The organism is Aeribacillus sp. FSL K6-2848 (assembly GCF_038004325.1).
Classification (GTDB): Bacteria; Bacillota; Bacilli; order Bacillales; family Aeribacillaceae; genus Aeribacillus; species Aeribacillus composti.
Window position 1 is genome coordinate 2,542,554 of sequence record NZ_JBBOQQ010000001.1, and the last position, 18,120, is coordinate 2,560,673.

The 18,120-nt window shown below is 39.3% G+C and carries 21 protein-coding genes; 1 reads left to right on the top strand and 20 read right to left on the bottom strand.

The features are described from left to right. Positions 1-11: 11 nt before the first annotated feature. Genes NSS70_RS12165 through fliM form a run of 3 tightly spaced genes read right to left on the bottom strand, consistent with a single transcriptional unit; the run spans position 12 to position 2,466 of the window. On the bottom strand, positions 12-374 hold the full coding sequence (locus tag NSS70_RS12165) for a response regulator (protein ID WP_063386674.1): 363 nt from the start codon (positions 372-374) through the stop codon (positions 12-14). Positions 375-395: 21 nt separating this feature from the next. After that, the gene (gene fliY / locus NSS70_RS12170) at positions 396-1,475 is read right to left on the bottom strand and encodes a flagellar motor switch phosphatase FliY (RefSeq protein WP_339192939.1); all 1,080 of its coding nucleotides are present in this window, start codon (positions 1,473-1,475) and stop codon (positions 396-398) included. Further along, on the bottom strand, positions 1,468-2,466 hold the full coding sequence (fliM, locus tag NSS70_RS12175; protein WP_063386672.1) for a flagellar motor switch protein FliM: 999 nt from the start codon (positions 2,464-2,466) through the stop codon (positions 1,468-1,470). The genes fliY and fliM overlap by 8 nt, the downstream gene beginning before the upstream one ends. A 286-nt stretch (positions 2,467-2,752) precedes the next feature. Between fliM and NSS70_RS12180 the strand changes: the two genes are divergently transcribed. Further along, positions 2,753-4,114 (top strand): IS4 family transposase, encoded by a 1,362-nt coding sequence (locus NSS70_RS12180; protein WP_094245809.1) that lies wholly within the window; start codon positions 2,753-2,755, stop codon positions 4,112-4,114. Here NSS70_RS12180 and NSS70_RS12185 read toward each other — a convergent pair. The 17 genes from NSS70_RS12185 to hslV all read right to left on the bottom strand — a co-directional run bounded on the left by NSS70_RS12185 (position 4,084) and on the right by hslV (position 18,108). Then, a complete protein-coding gene (locus NSS70_RS12185; RefSeq protein ID WP_340881701.1) occupies positions 4,084-4,467 on the bottom strand; it encodes a flagellar basal body-associated FliL family protein in 384 nt (127 codons plus the stop codon). The genes NSS70_RS12180 and NSS70_RS12185 overlap by 31 nt on opposite strands. Continuing rightward, complete coding sequence (locus NSS70_RS12190) at positions 4,460-4,678, bottom strand: flagellar FlbD family protein (RefSeq protein WP_063386670.1); 219 nt, start codon at positions 4,676-4,678, stop codon at positions 4,460-4,462. Before NSS70_RS12190 ends, NSS70_RS12185 begins: the two co-directional genes overlap by 8 nt. Positions 4,679-4,703: 25 nt before the next feature. Continuing rightward, complete coding sequence (locus NSS70_RS12195) at positions 4,704-6,233, bottom strand: flagellar hook protein FlgE (RefSeq protein WP_144597744.1); 1,530 nt, start codon at positions 6,231-6,233, stop codon at positions 4,704-4,706. Between the two features lie 35 nt (positions 6,234-6,268). Further along, complete coding sequence (flgD, locus tag NSS70_RS12200) at positions 6,269-6,712, bottom strand: flagellar hook assembly protein FlgD (protein ID WP_063386668.1); 444 nt, start codon at positions 6,710-6,712, stop codon at positions 6,269-6,271. Between the two features lie 9 nt (positions 6,713-6,721). Beyond that, positions 6,722-7,993: a flagellar hook-length control protein FliK gene (locus NSS70_RS12205; protein ID WP_340881704.1), complete on the bottom strand. Its 1,272-nt coding sequence runs from the start codon at positions 7,991-7,993 to the stop codon at positions 6,722-6,724. 44 nt (positions 7,994-8,037) lie between these two features. Continuing rightward, a complete protein-coding gene (locus NSS70_RS12210; protein WP_340881706.1) occupies positions 8,038-8,658 on the bottom strand; it encodes a MotE family protein in 621 nt (206 codons plus the stop codon). A 9-nt stretch (positions 8,659-8,667) separates the two neighbouring features. Then, on the bottom strand, positions 8,668-9,111 hold the full coding sequence (gene fliJ, locus NSS70_RS12215) for a flagellar export protein FliJ (protein ID WP_063386665.1): 444 nt from the start codon (positions 9,109-9,111) through the stop codon (positions 8,668-8,670). Beyond that, complete coding sequence (gene fliI / locus NSS70_RS12220; RefSeq protein ID WP_340881708.1) at positions 9,108-10,424, bottom strand: flagellar protein export ATPase FliI; 1,317 nt, start codon at positions 10,422-10,424, stop codon at positions 9,108-9,110. The genes fliJ and fliI overlap by 4 nt, the downstream gene beginning before the upstream one ends. A gap of 5 nt (positions 10,425-10,429) precedes the next feature. Continuing rightward, positions 10,430-11,182 (bottom strand): flagellar assembly protein FliH, encoded by a 753-nt coding sequence (gene fliH / locus NSS70_RS12225; protein ID WP_340881710.1) that lies wholly within the window; start codon positions 11,180-11,182, stop codon positions 10,430-10,432. Continuing rightward, positions 11,175-12,176 (bottom strand): flagellar motor switch protein FliG, encoded by a 1,002-nt coding sequence (gene fliG, locus NSS70_RS12230; protein ID WP_063386662.1) that lies wholly within the window; start codon positions 12,174-12,176, stop codon positions 11,175-11,177. The genes fliH and fliG overlap by 8 nt, the downstream gene beginning before the upstream one ends. A gap of 13 nt (positions 12,177-12,189) precedes the next feature. Further along, complete coding sequence (gene fliF, locus NSS70_RS12235; protein ID WP_094246049.1) at positions 12,190-13,794, bottom strand: flagellar basal-body MS-ring/collar protein FliF; 1,605 nt, start codon at positions 13,792-13,794, stop codon at positions 12,190-12,192. A gap of 46 nt (positions 13,795-13,840) precedes the next feature. Beyond that, positions 13,841-14,137, bottom strand: coding sequence for a flagellar hook-basal body complex protein FliE (gene fliE, locus NSS70_RS12240; RefSeq protein ID WP_327873760.1), 297 nt, complete (start codon positions 14,135-14,137; stop codon positions 13,841-13,843). Between the two features lie 16 nt (positions 14,138-14,153). After that, positions 14,154-14,597: a flagellar basal body rod protein FlgC gene (flgC, locus tag NSS70_RS12245; protein WP_066246514.1), complete on the bottom strand. Its 444-nt coding sequence runs from the start codon at positions 14,595-14,597 to the stop codon at positions 14,154-14,156. Further along, the gene (gene flgB, locus NSS70_RS12250) at positions 14,597-14,986 is read right to left on the bottom strand and encodes a flagellar basal body rod protein FlgB (protein ID WP_063386658.1); all 390 of its coding nucleotides are present in this window, start codon (positions 14,984-14,986) and stop codon (positions 14,597-14,599) included. The genes flgC and flgB overlap by 1 nt, the downstream gene beginning before the upstream one ends. A 348-nt stretch (positions 14,987-15,334) precedes the next feature. Then, on the bottom strand, positions 15,335-16,114 hold the full coding sequence (codY, locus tag NSS70_RS12255) for a GTP-sensing pleiotropic transcriptional regulator CodY (protein ID WP_066246516.1): 780 nt from the start codon (positions 16,112-16,114) through the stop codon (positions 15,335-15,337). Between the two features lie 32 nt (positions 16,115-16,146). Next, positions 16,147-17,550, bottom strand: coding sequence for an HslU--HslV peptidase ATPase subunit (gene hslU, locus NSS70_RS12260; RefSeq protein WP_340881714.1), 1,404 nt, complete (start codon positions 17,548-17,550; stop codon positions 16,147-16,149). A gap of 15 nt (positions 17,551-17,565) precedes the next feature. Beyond that, complete coding sequence (gene hslV, locus NSS70_RS12265) at positions 17,566-18,108, bottom strand: ATP-dependent protease subunit HslV (protein WP_082829323.1); 543 nt, start codon at positions 18,106-18,108, stop codon at positions 17,566-17,568. Between the last annotated feature and the right edge of the window lie 12 nt (positions 18,109-18,120).

Genomic DNA, 18,120 nt, shown 5'->3' on the forward strand with positions numbered 1-18,120 from the left:
GCAAATGCTCCTTATCCCAATGTCTTTTGAATAGCTTCCAGTACACGATCGGCCTGAAAAGGTTTCACAATAAAATCTTTGGCACCAGCTTGAATAGCATCGATTACCATTGCCTGCTGTCCCATCGCTGAACACATGACAACTTTTGCATTTGGATTGATTTTGCGGATTTCCTTTAAAGCAGTGATGCCATCCATTTCAGGCATTGTAATATCCATCGTGACTAAATCAGGCTGCAATTCTTTAAATTTTTCGACTGCCTGCGCACCATCTGCAGCCTCTCCTACTACTTCATATCCATTTTTTGTCAATATATCTTTGATCATCATTCTCATAAATGCTGCATCATCAACGACTAAAATCCTTTTTGACATTTTGCTCCTCACTCCTATCAACTATTTTAGATTCATTATCCGATCTGCTTGACTCATGATATCCGTTACGCGAACACCGAAATTTTCGTCGATGACAACTACTTCACCTTTTGCTACCTTTTTGCTGTTTATGAATATGTCGACTGGCTCCCCGGCCAGCTTATCAAGCTCGATAATGGATCCTTTAGACAATTCCAAAATTTGTTTGATGGATCTTTTTGTTCTTCCAAGCTCAACCGTTACATTTAAAGGAATGTCGAGCAGCAGCTCCAAATTGTGCGTGTCTACAGATTGATTCGTTTGTTCATCAAACGTCGCAAATTCAACAGGTTTAACTTCAACAGGCTGAGCTTTTTCCTTCTCGCTTTTTTCTATATGCAGCTGTTGATTTTCTCGCACTTCTTCAGGTTCTGTTTGCACGTTATTTGATGCCTCTTTGCCCGCTTTATTCATTAATTCAACAACGAGCTGTTTAGCAAAATCAAGGGGTAAGAGCTGCATAATATTCGAATCAATTAAATTGCCGACAGTTAATCGGAAGGATACCTTCACAAGCAGTTCGTCATCAGGAATAGCATCGGTTCCTTCCCCTTCTTTAACATTCAATAATTCGAGGCGAGGCGGTGAAATATCTATTTTTTTATTTAAAACGGTTGACATTGATGTGGAAGCAGATCCCATCATTTGATTCATCGCTTCCTGGACAGCACTTAATTGAATTTCCCCCAATTCGTCCGGGTTGGAACCATCCCCGCCAATCATTAAATCAGCAATGACAGCAGCATCGCTTTGTTTAATTACAAGCAGATTGCTGCCGGACAGCCCTTCTGTAAAAACTACTTCTATTGCTACGTATGGATGTGGAAACTCCTTTGCCAGTTCTTGCTTATTAATAATTGACACGCTCGGAGTAGTGATTTCTACTTTTTGATTAAGCAAGGATGATAAAGCTGTAGCAGAACTGCCAAAAGAAATATTTCCTATCTCCCCAATCGTATCTTTTTCAATATCATTCAATAGATTGTCAGTTTCAGTTGATTCTTGATTTCCCCCTTTTAATAGAGAATCGATTTCCTCTTGTGACAACATGTTATCAGTCATCAGCTTCGTCACCTCTCTCTATGTGGCCTAATATTTGAACGGCCAGCTTCTTGTTCTTTTTGCCAGGCTGTCCAAAAAATTTAGGGACGTCACCTACTTTAATCACCAACGGGTCGCTGGTCGATTGATCAAGACGGATCATATCCCCCACTCGCATTTCAAGAAACTCTTGAACTGTCACAACGGACGTCCCTAATTCCGCAACCACCGGAACTTCTGCAAGCTTTATCCGGTTTTTGATTACTTCCGTTTCCACAGAGTTTTGGGCTTTCCTTTCTGATTGCATCCAATAATGGACGGAAAGCTTTGGAATAATTGGTTCCAACACAACATGGGGAATACAAAGGTTTATCATTCCGCTCGCTTCTCCCACTTGTGTATTAAGGGAAATAACAACAACTGTGTCATTTGGAGATACCATTTGCAAAAATTGCGGATTTACCTCAAATTCCTGCATGCAAGGCTCAATGTCCAAAATGGTACTCCAAGCTTCACGGTAGTGCTCCAAAGTTTTTTCGAAAATGGATGCAATAATTTTCATTTCAATTTCTGTTAATTGTTCAATCTTATTCATGGAAGCCCCGAAACCGCCCATTAACCGATCCATCATTGCGTACGCAATATTTGGGTTCACTTCCATAATAATTCTTCCATCAAGTGTCCCAAGTTCAAAAACATTTAAAACCGTCATTTTCGGAATGGAACGGACAAACTCTTCATAGGGCAGCTGGTCTACAGACGTGACGGTTATTTGGACATATGTCCGCAATTGCGCAGCAAAATACGTCGTTAAAAGCCTTGCGAAATTTTCATGCACTCGAGTAATGCTGCGAATTTGATCTTTTGAAAAACGAAGAGCACGTTTAAAATCGTAAACTTTTATTTTCTTTGCTTCTTCTTCTTTCTTTAATTCATCAACATTCATTTCACCGGTCGTTAATGCAGATAATAGCGCATCAATTTCACTTTGCGATAAAATTTCATTTGACATAATGAGAACATCACCTCCTTATCCCTTTTTTGTCTATTGAAGGATAAAGGAAGTCGTGTACACTTGTTTCACTTCTCCTTCTTGTAAAAGCGCATCGACCTTCTTTTTAATCGTATCTCAACTTTCTCACAGTAAATTGGATTTCTAAGCCTTACGGTTAATGGGTTTGTTGGTTGTTTCGAATACTTCTTGACATAAAAATTTGCAAAAAAAAACACCTCAACTTTTGGTATAGTTTAATTGTCCAGAAAAAACATTACCAAAAGCAGGTGAGGTGTCTCTTATTATGATAACGAATAACAGACTGAACAATCAACTACCAAAAGAAGTAAAAGCTATATTTGATGAACTTGAAATCTTAAAATATTTAAGGAAAGTGGGAATTAACAAGGGTTTCGGTTATTCCTGCGCCTATTTATTCCAGCTAGTTTTTAGTTTAGTTTTTGAAGGCAAAAATTTGTTTCGACTTCTTCAAAGTAAAAAAGCTAAAGATTTGCCGGAAAAAAACGCTATTTATCGCTTCTTAAATAACCCTCAATACAATTGGCGCAGGTTTTTACTTGTTTTGAGTACTTTCACCATTATGAAGGTAAGTAGTTTAACGAGACACGACCGTCCGAAAGTGCTGATCGTGGACGACTCATCTTATGAACGAAATCGCAGTAAAAAGGTTGAACTGCTTGCTCGCTGTTTCGATCATTCTTCTCAAAAAATGCGTTATTACAAAGGATTTCGTATGCTTACACTCGGCTGGTCAGATGGTGCTACATTTTTGCCTATTGATTTTGCTTTATTAAGCTCTACGAATTCCCAAATCAATGGGATTGATAACCGAATCGATAAGCGTACATCCGGTTATAAGCGGCGTGTCGAAGCTTTACAAAAAGCGCCGGAAGTTATTCCCAATATGATTAAACGGGCACTTTCTCAAGGAATCGATGCCTCATACGTTTTAATGGATACATGGTTTACCCAACAGCCTTTGATCAAGTCCATTGTGGATCAAGGGTTGGATGTTATTGGAATGGTGAAGGATACAAAACAAAGATATCAAGTGAACGGTGAATGGGTGAGCCTAAAAAAACTATACCAAACAGCTAAACCATCACAACATCAAAAGGGTATTTTGCGCTCTATTCACACAACGATGGCAAATGGCGTACCTGTTAAAGTGGTATTTGTCCGTAATCGTAATAAAAAGAGACAGTGGCTAGCTATTTTGAGTACAGACTGTACTTTATCGGATCAAGAAATCATTCGTATTTATGGGATACGTTGGGATATTGAAGTATTCTTCAAAACAGTCAAATCCTTATTGAAACTCCAAAAAGAGTTCCAAGGAAGATCTTATGATTCCATGATCAGCCATACCACTATTGTGTTTACAAGGTACATTGTTTTGTCTTGGCAAAACCGAGTAAGTACAGATTATCGAACATTAGGCGGCATTTTTTATGAACTTTGTGATGAAATCGATGAACTAGATTGGGCCTTTGCACTTCAACTACTCATTGAAATTCTTGAAGATGCACTTCAAAATGTAAATCAAAAGATTAAAAAATTCATCGAAAGTCAATTACGTAAATGGATTGTAGTTTTGCCTAATTATATCAAGGCTTATTTACCAAAATTGAGCTGCGAAAGTTGAGTCGTATCTTTAAAGCGGTCCATTCCAGCTTGCCCTTCCAAATCTTTTGCTTCCATATTTGCCAGTTCGGTTATAATAATATCTTTTATTTGAAATTCTCTCTTTTCTAATTCTTCTCTCGCTTTTTTGTCAGATGCTTCAATTTTGAAAGAAAGTCTTACAATATTTTTACTTTTTAAGTTTGTCGTAATTTCAGGAACATCAAATGACGATTCCACCACCTCGTCGATGGAGCGGTTTTTCGCTTCTACCGGATCCTTCGTAAAAAATTCCATGACGACAAACGTAGTCAGTGCAGCAATTCCAACGGTTGAAATGACGATTAATAATGCAGTTATAAATTTTTTACTCATTTTCTTGTCCCCCGAAATAGAAAGCTTTCCCAAAACCAAATTGTTTATAAAGCTCATTGATTTTTGTTACTACTTCCGTCTGTGAATCTTTTACTATATATTTTTTGCCGGATATTAACGTAATAGTCGTATCAGGAAACGATTCAATCCGTTCGATTAACAACACATTCAGATAAAAAGCTTCGCCATTCAGTTTTGTTAATTTGATCACGTTTCAAGCTCCCCCGTTCTTCCTATTAACGTTTTAAGCCAAGGAGCTCCTGCAAAATTTCGTCAGAAGTTGTGATGATTTTCGTATTTGATTGAAAACCTCTTTGTGCCACAATCATTTCCGTAAATTCTTCCGCCAAGTCCACATTGGACATTTCTAGTGAACTATTAATCAATGAGCCTGCTCCATCCTCTCCTGGAACGGAAAGTTCGTTAAGCTGCAGCCCATTGCCATTTTTGTCGATAGAACCAGAGTTAGGCGTTTCTCTAAAAAGATTGCTTCCGATTTTTTCTAATCCTTCTGGATTTGGAAAGTTCGCAAGCCGGATTTGTCCAGCGACTTTTAACTGACCGTTTCGATCAATAAACGTAACCTTTCCATCAGGCCCGATGCTAAAGCTTTTAGCCGAAAGCGGAATTTGGATGAGACCGGCTTCTCCGCTCAACGAATCCGTCCATTGCGCCTCTTTTAAACTTTCGGCAATATCTTCGTATTTAATGACTGCTTGCCCAACATTGTTAAGGGCAACTTTATAATTCTCAATTGTCCCGATCAACTTCGTCATTAAATCAAGCGTATTCGTGTCAGCACTTGAGCCTAACGGGATAGCTGTTGACGGATTTTGCGGGTAATCCCCAGCTGTAATCGGCAGAATCGGATTCGTGATTGTTGTAATGACGTCAGTATATGGCGGTGTATTGTTAAAATTATTAATAGAATTATTTAATTGTCCGATTGCAGTTTCAAACTGGTCTCGAATATTCCCAAACCCTGACGTTGGGTTTGTAATGGCTGCATTAAACTCTGTCCATATATCAATTAAAGCATTATATGCATTTTGCATAGAGGTGTATAAAGGTGATGGGTTTTGTTGTCCATCTTTTTCCCATAATTCCACCGCATCATTATATGCTTCATAAGCTTCCATCAATGCATTCGCTCTTTTTGAAATGTCTCTCAACGATTCATACATATTTTTATAAGGTGTATTGAAAGACGTGATTTGCTGAAGCGCTGCATTTGCTTTTTGAATTCCTTGATCTGTCGGAGGAATTTTTTCACCTGTTTCGCCAATTAAGTAAAGCCCTTCGCCAGTTACTAAATATCCGTTTGCATCCAAATAAAAGTTTCCAGCGCGGGTGTATGCTAAATCAATAGCTCTATCAATGGCGCCCAAAATTTTATTGTCTCCAAATTGTCCTGCATAATCAATGTTGACTCTCGTTAAATCGGTAATCACTCCGACAGGAAAAAAACCGTCTCCGCTGATCGCTACATCAAGAAGTCTTCCCGTTGATTGAGTTGGTCCAGATGTATGAACAGTGTCGATTGTTCCGATTGCCGCACCCAAACCTACCTGTGCTGGATTTATACCTCCTCGTCCATTTACAGCGGCGCTAGCGCCTGAAATTTGCTGGTTGACTAATTCTTTAAAAGTGACACGTCCTTTTTTGAAGCCGTACGTGTTGACATTCGCGATATTGTTGCCAATGACATCCAATTTTAATTGGAAATTTTTCATTCCGCTAATACCTGAATACATGGAACGCAACATATGAACCTCTCCCTTTCTTTAAAATTTTAATATTATTATCCTTCCTGATCAGATGAATCGTTTTCTCCAGCTTCGGATACTTTCGTAATACTTGAGCTTTCCACTTCATCGCCGTTGGCAAGCGCAATGATGACTGTATCTCCATTCATCCGCACGCTTTTGACAATGCTCTGCTTTTGCTCACCTTCTTTTGAGTATTCTACCGATTTGCCGATGAGCTGCGAATATTTGATGAGTGCATCCGATTTTAAAAAGGCTTCAAGCGATTTATTCATGTTTGTTATTTGTTCCAATGTTGAGAAATTCGCCATTTGGGCAATAAACTCTTTATCTTCCATTGGATTTAGCGGATCCTGATATTGCAATTGGGTAATCAATAACTTCAAAAAATCATCTTTTCCAAGAGTTGACTTAGCTTCCCTTGCTTTGTTTTCTGTATAGGTCGATAACAAATAGCTGTCGATGGAAATTCCGCTCATAAGAACCTCCTATATAATGGCATTTACATACTCTTTTAATTTTTCCATAAAAGTTTGGTCGTTCTGCTGTTCATTTTGATGCTTTTCTTGATCTTCCCCGTTATGTTGCTGCGAATTGCCACGTCCTCTTTTTTCTTGAAAGAAATAATGCTCTTCGTCAAAAATATCAAAGCGGTCAATTTGCAATGTTACATTCGGCAGTGAATGCTTTAACTGCTGAATACTATGCTCTAACAATTCTTTCGCTGATTGAGTCGATGTCTTAATTTTGGCGCTCATTTGGTCGCCATCTTTTATTAATTGAATGGTAATGGTCCCTAAATGCTCCGGAGTGAGCCGTATCGTCAATTTTTGTGCGCCATTGGGAAGCTGGCCAAATCGACTTGTTTTTATTACGTCATTTAACTTTTGAAAAAATTCCTCTTGGACGTCTATACTCAGTTCAGAATCAATTTGCGAAGCCGGATTTTCTGAGCCAAATTTGTTTATGTATGATGTAAGAGTCAACTCAAACGTATCCTTCGTTTGGCCCGTTAGGAAATTTCCAACACTTTTTTGTTCAGCACGGCTCTCTTGTTGAACAAACTCCATTAGAGGATGCGTTCTTGCCAATATTTCCTCACGCTGCACAAATGGTTTCTTATTCGTGTCCATTTGTTGTATAAAATGAAGCGGCTCTGATGTTTCTAGATCATTAGGCAATATGTCAGCTATGGTAGCACTGTGATTCTCATATTGTCCAATCCGAACAGCTGTTAAAATATTTTGAAGCATCGTGCTGCCTAGATCGCCATACTTTCTAGTAATGGTTTCAAAAACTTCGAGCATTCGAATAAACTCGCTCGGCTCATTTCGTTGTAAATAAGCTAAAATAGCAGTGATTTGCTGAAAAAGTACAGTTTTTTCCGGACTTTGCTCCGTATGATCAACATTCAGTTCCATATTGCTCGCAAATGTCAATTCCAACTTTTCAGAAGAAGGTTGGCTGACAGAAGATAAACTGCTGTCTTCTCTCTCCTGTTTGTCTTGAGCGTCTGTTTCCTGATCGTACAAAATGTCAAGAGAGAGCCAATTTTTGATCGCATTTTTCAACTCTTCTAAGATAGTTGTTTCGATTTCAAATTTTTGCGGTTCATTTCCTTTCACCTGATCGGCTGGCTTCATGTTCACAAGCTGATCAAAAAACGTTTGAAAAGTTGACTCTTCCTTTTTTTCTTCTCCGTTTGTTGATTGTATGTTTCGCGTGTTCAATTGGAAAAACTGCAATTTAATGGCATCCATTTGTTCACCTCCTGTAATATGATCAGAATGTTCATGTAAGTTATTTATTGAGCAGCTGCCTCTTCAGTTGCTGATGGTACAGATTCGGCTGCTGGTTGTTCAGATTGAGCTGCTGATTGCTCGGATAACAGCTTCGTATATTTGGCAGCGTCTTGGGGAGTCATTTTTTCTAAAATTCTAGCAAGCACAGCTTTTTTTAAAGATGATAGTATGCTGACTGCTTCATCATCAGAAAGCTCTGTAATGATAGCAGCTGCTTTTTTACTTGACATTTCCCCATATACTTTCGCAATATCAACGGCTTGTTGATTTTTTTGCGGATTGGTTTGAGCTGCGTTTTCCAATGAGTTGATTTGCTGTGTCAGCTCTTGTATTTCTTCATCCTTGCTTTTCAGCTGTTCTTGCAGCTGATTGATTGTGCTTTCCTGCTCTTCAATCTTTTGCTTGAGCTCTTCTTGCTCTTTTTCCAGCTGCTCGTTCAGCCTTTCAAGATTTTCTTGCTTCTGACTTCCTTGCGCTAAGTCCGAAATAATCGGAATATTTTGGGCCGGCAGAATGCCGAGAAAAAACATGACGATTACGGCGACAAGCCCAAGACTAAAAAGTGATAAAAATATGGTCAAGAAAGTTTTCAAACCGCCTCGTTTCTTTTCTTTTTTCGCCATCATTTCCACCTAATTTCTATGAAACGAATATGTAATGATTGATATTTCATCCATCATTTTTCCTTCTTCTCGTTTCCTTAGCTCCATAAATTTCTTGTAATCTTTTTCTTTTATTTTTTCATATTGCTTTACTTCTATATGTTTTTGCATCAAAATCGACTGTTTTTCATTCATTGCATTACGAGAATAAATGACAAGCTGCTGGTAATGCTCAATTGTTTTTTCCAAATTTTGAACAAACTGTTGATACTGCTTAATTTCTTGAACGGACATCCCTTTGTTCAATTTTTCTTCCTGAAGCTTTACGAACTCCTCTTTTTGCTTTAAAAATGTGTACAGCTTTGTTGCAACTTTTTTAAAATTTTCAACGGAATCTTCATATTCTTTTGATGATTTTCGTTTCTCATTTTCCTTTACATCCAATATTTTTTGGTAGCGGAAATGGTATGTCATGTCTTGTCACCTTCTTCAAGTAGCGAAATTAATTGCTGTACGCTTTCCTCAAATGTTATTTTTTCATTCATATGCTGCTGAAGAAATCCGTTTATTTTCGGATAATAATCGATTGCTTGATCCATTTCTTTTGAAGAGCCTCTTTTATATGCGCCGATCTTAATTAAATCTTCTGACTCGGTATATGTAGAGTACAATGCTTTCAGTTTGTTCGCAGCTTCCAGATGCGCCGGTTCGACAATATGGTTCATAAGGCGGCTGACGCTTTTTAAAATATTAATTGCAGGAAAATGTCCTCTATTCGCCAACTCACGATCGAGCACAATGTGCCCGTCCAAAATTCCTCTCACAGTATCCGCTATCGGTTCGTTCATATCATCGCCATCAACTAAGACAGTATAAATGGCTGTGATCGAACCCTTTTCATTATTTCCTGTTCTTTCTAAAAGTCGAGGAAGCATGGCGAACACTGAAGGGGTGTATCCTTTTGTCGTCGGCGGTTCCCCAACAGCCAGTCCAATTTCCCTTTGCGCAATCGCTACTCTCGTGACTGAATCCATCATAAACATGACATTATATCCTTTATCTCGAAAATATTCTGCAATCGCCGTTGCAGAATAGGCAGCTTTAATTCTCATTAAAGCCGGCTGATCGGAAGTTGCCGCCACAATAATCGTCCGCTTTAGCCCTTCTTCCCCTAAATCTCTCTCAATAAATTCTCGAACTTCTCTTCCCCTTTCACCTATTAAGGCAATCACATTTATATCTGCTCCTGAGCTTCTTGCGATCATTCCGAGCAAAGTACTTTTTCCAACGCCGCTTCCTGCAAAAATACCTACCCGCTGACCTTTCCCAATCGTTAAAAAACCGTCAATTGCTTTCACACCCACTTCAATTTTTTTAGTGATCGGCGGCCGGGTTAACGGGTTCGGCGGCTCATTTTCAGACAGAATAGTCGTTAAACCTTTTGGAAGATTGGATCCGTCCATTGGATGACCAAATGCATCTAATACCTTTCCGATCAGGCTGATTCCCGATTTTATTTTCAGGGGCGAGCCTGTTGCTTCTACGACACAGCCAGGTGCAATTTGGTTGACCTTTGTAAACGGCATTAATAGAATATTTTCTTCTTTGAATCCGACAACTTCTGCCAGCGTTTTTTCATTTTTCCCTACATGTACATAGCAAACATCACCGATGGAGCATTCAGGTCCGCGTGATTCAATCATGAGTCCGACTACTTTTTTCACTTTTCCATATCTCTTATAAGAGTCCAGCCGATCTATATGGTCGATCAATTGAGCTAGTTTCAATCGCTTCAATCCTCCCTGACAAGATTTAACAGCTTACTTTTTAATTGCTCCAGCTGTGTATCAATGCTCGCATCAATTTTTCCAAATGGCGATTCTACACAAATTCCGTTTTCGGGCAAATTTACATCCGGAAAAATATAGAGCTCCGTTTTGGTTGTAAATAGTTCCATTAATTCTTCTTTTTGTTCAAGCATAAATTCATATTTGTCAGGGTGAACGTATATTTTGACTTCTGGATATTCCTTTACTTCACAAATCACTTCGCGAACCAATCCAGTAAACAGTTCAGGCTCTCGCTTTAGGTTGGCTGCAATAATTTTTTCCGCTACTTTTACAGCAATTTCAATAATGGTTTCCTCGGAAGCTTCTATTTTTTTCTCATAATCTTTTTTGGAAAGCTGGACTACCTGTCTGGCAGATTCAATCACATTTTCATACTCTTGAAGTCCATCTTTTTTCCCTTTTTCAAAACCGGCTTGATACCCTTCTTTTCTTGCTTCTTCTATTAGGCGCGCTTTTTCTTCCTGCCAAGCTTCCCTTTCTTTTTCGATCTCCTTAAGCAATCGCGTTTTTTCTTCTTCAGCTTTTTCTAAAATTTTCTCTGCTTCCAAATGGGCTGCCTCAAGGAACTGTGAGCGCTGTGTGTTCTCTTTTTGATCGGAAGCGGCGAACTCTTCCTGAATTTGGATCGTTCTGATCGTCAATTTGTGCGGCTTGTGCAATGACCAAGCATGGCCGGATTTTATGACTCTAGACAATGATTTCATCTCCTTGTCCTCGAGCGATCACAATTTCGCCAGCATCCTCTAATCTTCTTATCACTTCAACAATTCTTGATTGCGCTTCTTCTACATCACGAAGCCGAACAGGACCCATGTAATTCATTTCCTCCTTGAATGTTTCCGCCATTCTAGTTGACATATTTTTAAAGACAATTTCTTTCACTTCATCCGACGCAACCTTTAACGCCAGCATGAGATCATTATTATCCACTTCACGAATGACGCGCTGAATGGCGCGGTTATCCAAGGTAACAATATCTTCAAATACAAACATCCGCTTTTTGATTTCTTCGGCCAGCTCGGGGTCCTGTACTTCTAGTGCTTCCAGTATCGTTCGTTCTGTCGAGCGGTCGACACCGTTTAACACTTCCACTACTGTTTCGATTCCACCCGTTTCTGTGAAATCTTCCGTTACAGTAGAAGAAAGCTTCTTCTCTAAAACTTGTTCAACTTCATTAATTACTTCAGGGGATGTGCGGTCCATAATGGCGATTCTTCTTGCAATATCCGCTTGAACTTCCTGAGGCAAGCTCGATAAAATTTGTCCCGACTGCTTGGCATCTAGATAAGACAAAACTAAAGCGATCGTTTGCGGATGCTCGTTTTGTATAAAGTTTAAAATTTGAGCCGGATCTGCTTTTCTAACAAAATCAAACGGCCGTACTTGAAGAGAAGATGTCAGCCTTCTGATTATTTCACTTGCCTTTTCCCCTCCTAATGCTTTCTCAAGCACCTCTTTCGCATATTGGATCCCCCCTTGGGCAATATAATCTTGCGCAAGGGCGATTTGATGAAACTCTTCAATCACTTCTTCTTTTTTTTGCGAATCCACTTTCCGTACACTCGATATTTCTAATGTAAGCTTTTCAATTTCTTCTTCCGTGAGGTGTTTATAAACGGAAGCAGAAGCTTCCGGACCTAAGGAGATCAATAAAATAGCAGCCTTTTGCCTACCGTTTAACTTTTTCATATGTCATTTCCCCCTAGTCTTCATAGAGCCAAGTGCGCAATAGTTTAGCGAATTCGTCAGGCTTCTCTTTGGCAAGCTCCTCAAGCTTTCTGCGCTGCTCATTTGCTTTCGTTTGCTCGACAGATTCTTCTTCTTGCACAGGCTGCGACACCACTTCTTCTATTTCGTCATATTCATCATCTTCATACTCATCTTCTTCGTCTCTCCGTCTTTTCCACCACCATAGGAATAACAAGCCAAGAAGCAGAATGCCTGCTCCAATTAACACATAGCCCCAAATTGGGAATGATGATGGCTCCTTTAAATCATCCGCATTTATTTTGCCTGAAAACGGCTGAACAGAAACTACGATTTTATCCTCAATGTCTTGATCCGTTAACGGCTCGGCCTCCGGATCTTCATAGATGCTTGTCCGAACAATTGTTGATAAAATTTGTTCAATATCATCTACACTCTGCTGCGGCAACGAATTTGGATTTTCCGGATTCGGGGGCTCAACCATGACTTGAATGCCCAGATCTCTAATTTTATATGGACTTTCAACAATTTCCCGTTTGATCCGGTTTACCTCATAATTAATTCGGTCTTCAATTTTTTCATATTCTCCTTCTCCGTTTACACCGGCAGCCTGTTGATATGTATTCGGGACATCTGTTTGACCTGTTCCAGCAACGCCGGCAGCTTGCGCCCCAGTACCTGTGTATGTTTCCGTAATCCGTTCTGCACTGATGGCAATTCCTTCATTGTTCTCCTCATCAACTGGCTCCACTAAGTTTTCTTCCCGCTTTTCCTGGGTAAAATCAATATCAGCTGATACGTTGACAACCACTTTGTCTTGGCCCATCATCGTACCCAGCATTCTTTGCACTTGCCGTTGAATATTTTTTTCAATTTCCGATTTGATTTCAAGCTGGGAAGCAAAATTAGTGCCAGGTGTATCCTCTTGTTTCAAATCATAATAATCAAAATTTTGGTCCATTATAACAATGTTTTCAACAGGTAAATTCGGCACGCTCTTGGAAACAAGGTGATAGAGTGCGTTCACTTGCGATTGGTCAAGCTTGTACCCCGGCTCCAAATTTAAAACAATGGAAGCTGATGCTTCTCCTGCGTCCTCGCCGACGAATACCGTTTCTTTAGGTAAATTGACCATCACTTTAGCGTTTTTTACGCCTTCGATTTCTTTAATTAAATTGGCCAGTTCTGTTTGTGTAGCTTTTAATTTTAATACATCAAATTCATTATCTGTCATGCCAAAACCGATATTTTGTCCAAAATACGAATAATCGATATTTCCGCTTTCAGGAATACCTTCAGCTGCAAGCTCCACTTTCAGTGCATTTGCTTCGCTTTCCGGCACTTTAATAGTTGTTCCGTTATCGGCTATTTCCGATTGAATCCCTTTGTTATCGAGGGTTTCTTTGATTCGGCCAGCTTCTTCCAATGATAAATTCGTATATAGCGGTATCATTTTCGGTTTTGACAAAACTATTGACGAAACGATAATGGCAATGATGATGAGCGATGCGCCTCCGATGATGAGGGCTTTTTGCCATTTTGTCCTTTGCCTCCAAAATGACAAAATTGTATCCTTTATTTGCAGTAGTTTTTGATTCATTCTTTCTGATCCCCCGATAATGACATTCCATTTCTAAATAGACTAATTATATTTGCATTCTCATCACTTCTTGATAAGCTTCAATGACTTTATTCCTGAATTCAACAGTTGCTTCAAGTAAAATGCTCGCTTTTTGTGCTGTGATCATGACATCATGAAGCTCTACATTTTGTCCTGCTGCAAGAGCATTTGTCAGCCGATCGGAATTTAATTGAGCTTCATTGACAGCTTCCAGCGATTTTTTCAACATATCTGAAAAGGATGATTTCCCAGAATTTTCCGCACTTTGTGCTCGGTTTTCTAGCTGGATCGATTGAGTCGGAAAAGAAATTTGCTCAATCATTTACATCACTCCTATTCTATTTCCCTATTTCCAATGCTTTCAGCAGCATGTTTTTCGATGCATTAAAGCTTGTAACATTTGCTTCATATGAGCGCGTGCTGCTGATCAAGTCGACCATTTCTTTTAAAGGATCTACATTTGGCAAAGACACATAGCCATTTTCGTCTGCATCAGGATGGTCGGGATCATAAACGATTTTAAAAGGCGTCTCGTCCTCAACAATGGCTTGAACTCTCACGCCGTTTCCAACGCCGTTCAGCTCTTGATTCAGAAAAGCTGAGAAAGGTTTTGTATCCTCTGCTGTTACAACCATTTTCCGGCGGTAAGGCTGCCATTGCCCGTCCACATATTCAGCTCTAGTCGTCTCCATGTTTGCCATATTCGATGAAATGACATCCATTCTCAGCCGCTGAGCTGTTAAAGCTGATGCGGAAATGTTTAAAGACTGAAAAATCCCCATTATGTACGACCACCTTTTATTACTGTTTTTAATGAATTAAATTTGCCATTCAATCTGTCAATCAATGCATTGTAGAAAATTTGATTTTCCGCAAGCTTTGCCATTTCTTGATCAATGTCGACATTATTCCCATTATGCTGATAAGCACTGTTTGTCCTCGTTTCCACAATCGATGTGCTTTCGCTGCCCACAAATGGAAGATGACGCGGATTGGTCCGATATGCATCCAGTTTTATTTGTTGATCCAAAACGTTTTTAAAATTAACTGTTTTCGCTTTATACCCTGGAGTGTCCACATTTGCAATATTATTGGCTATAACTTTTCCGTTTAAGGAAGAAATTCGAATTGCCTGCTCCAAATTGGCTATTGAATTAGAAAATATTTTCATTGCTCCCTCCAAAAGTATGATGATCTTGTATTGCAAAAGAAATAAGAAGTAAAAATGTCGAATTTTGCTAATTTATAAATATTATTTTAAAAAAGAAACAGCTTAAAGTCTATGTATAATTTGTAAAAAATCGTCGTACATTGCGATTATTTTTTTTCTAGTTCTAAATGACTATCACTTTTTTAACATTGGAATTTGATTCTGCAGCTTTTTCAGAGGGATGAGTAGGAGGTTAGAACTTATTGAAATTAGACAAATCAGCCGATTTTCAATAAGAAATTTGTAGAAAACATTTATAAAAAGCTGCTTCAAAAGGTTTGATAAACAAACCTTTAGAGCAGCTTTCTTTTAATGGTTTTTTAATTTTTCTAGTTCAACTAAAAATTTGTTGTTTAACACTTTAATATATGTGCCTTTCATACCAAGAGAACGAGATTCAATGACTCCAGCGCTTTCTAATTTGCGAAGCGCATTGACGATCACAGATCTGGTAATGCCGACGCGATCAGCAATTTTGCTTGCAACTAGCAATCCCTCTGTGCCGCTTAATTCTTCAAAAATGTGTTCGATCGCTTCGAGTTCGCTGTATGATAAAGAGCTGATTGCCATTTGGACAACCGCTTTGCTTCTCGCTTCCTCTTCAATTTCCTCGGCTTTTTCTCTTAAAATCTCCATTCCAACAACAGTTGCCCCGTATTCAGCCAATATTAGGTCATCATCATTAAATTGAGTTCCCAGTCTAGATAATATAAGGGTTCCTAAGCGGTCTCCTCCTCCGATGATCGGAACAATGGTCGTATATCCGTTTTTAAAGAGCTCGCGGTTCTCAACAGGAAATGCAGTATATTCGCTATATACATCTAAATTTGGTGACGTTTCGGTAATATTAAATAAACTTTTCGTATACTCTTCAGGAAATTTTCTTTCCTCCAGCATTTTTTTCATGCGGTCATTATCTATTTGCTTGTTCAAGCCGAAGCCTAATACTTTTCCTCGGCGGCTGAGCACAAAAATATTTGCCTCAATGACTTCACTTAATGTTTCCGCCATTTCTTTAAAATTAACAGGTTTTCCTGCCGCCTTTTGCAGCATCGCATTAATTTTTCTTGTTTTTTCTAATAACTCCATGATCTCAAATCCTCCTAAAAAATTTCATCTTTTTATAAAATAAATTGACTTAAATCTTTGTTTTGAACAATTTTATTTAATTTTTCTTCCACATAGTTCGGTGTAATCACAACCTTTTCTAAATTTATATCCGGCGCTTCAAACAACAAGTCTTCCAGCAGTTTTTCTAAAATGGTATGAAGCCTTCTTGCCCCAATATTATCTGTATCTTGGTTCACTTGGTAAGCAATTTCAGCAATTTTACGAATAGATTCGTCAGAAAATTCTAATTTTATACCTTCCGTCTCCAATAATGCTTCATATTGTTTTAATAAAGCATTATCCGGTTCAATTAAAATTCGGACAAAATCATCTGCCGTTAGCTTTTTCAATTCCACGCGAATCGGAAAACGTCCTTGCAATTCAGGGATTAAATCCGATGGCTTCGCCATGTGAAAAGCGCCAGCTGCAATAAAGAGTATATGGTCGGTTTTTACGGTGCCATATTTTGTTACAACTGCAGATCCTTCCACGATTGGAAGTATATCTCTTTGCACACCTTCGCGGGAAACATCAGCACCAGAACTGTTGTGGCCGTTTTTGGCAATTTTGTCGATTTCATCGATAAAAATGATGCCTGATTGTTCCGCGCGTTCAATGGCAAGCTGTGTCACTTCGTCCATATCAATCAGTTTTGCTGCTTCTTCATTCGTCAAAACCTTTCGGGCGTTTTTCACAGTAAGCTTTCTTTTTTTCTTCCTTTTTGGAAGAAGACTGTTCAAAGCATCCTGCATATTAAAGCCCATCTGCTCCATCCCTGTCCCTTGCAGGAGATCGAACATAGAGGGCTGCTGTTCCTCAATTTCAACCGTAACAAAATGGTCTTCTAGTTCGCCTGCTGCTAATTTGCGGGCGATTTCTCTCCGCTTCTCCTTTAGATCCTGTTCATTTTCTCCCTGCGTTTCGAACGAATTTGTTTGTTGATTTCCTCCGAAAAGCATTTCTAAAGGATTTTTGTAAGCAGCCTGTTTTTTCTTACTCGGAACGAGGAGCTCGATCAGCCTGCGATTGGCGTTTTCTTCCGCTTGTGCTCTTACTTCCTGCATTTTTTCTTCCTTCACAAGCCGGACGGAAGTTTCCACTAAATCGCGGACCATCGATTCCACATCTCGCCCGACATACCCTACTTCTGTAAATTTTGTTGCCTCCACCTTTACAAAGGGCGCGCCGACGAGCTTTGCAATTCTCCTAGCAATTTCAGTTTTTCCAACCCCAGTCGGACCAATCATTAAAATGTTTTTCGGAACCACTTCATCGCGAATTTTTTCATCCAATAAGCTTCTCCGGTATCGATTTCTTAACGCAACAGCAACCGCTTTTTTCGCTTCTTCCTGACCGACTATGTATTGGTCTAATCGTTCAACAATTTGTTTCGGAGATAATTGCATTTTTTTCATTCGCCTCCCTCCTTTCTAAAGTTCCTCAACGATAATGTTATTGTTCGTAAAAACGCAAATATTTGCTGCTATTTCTAGAGCGGATTTAGCGATTTCTTTGGCAGACATTTGTTCACCGGCATATTGTTTCAATGCACGGCCTGCAGCAAGGGCATAATTTCCCCCTGAGCCGATAGCTAAAATGCCATCATCCGGTTCGATTACTTCACCCGTCCCAGAAAGGAGCAGAAGCTTTTGGGCATCCATCACAATTAACATTGCTTCTAATTGTCTTAATACTTTGTCGCTTCGCCACTCTTTTGCCATTTCCACAGCCGCTCTTGCCAAATTGCCGTTATACTCTTCCAGACTGCCTTCAAACTTTTCAAACAGCGTAAACGCATCAGCAACAGATCCCGCAAATCCAGCAAGCACTTTTCCATTATAAATTTTTCGGACCTTTCGTGCTGTATGCTTCATCACAACTTGATTGCCAAGTGTTACTTGTCCATCACCTGCCATCGCGCATTGTCCTTTATGGCGAATGGCAAAAATCGTTGTCGCATGAAATGTTGACAATTGCAAGCCTCC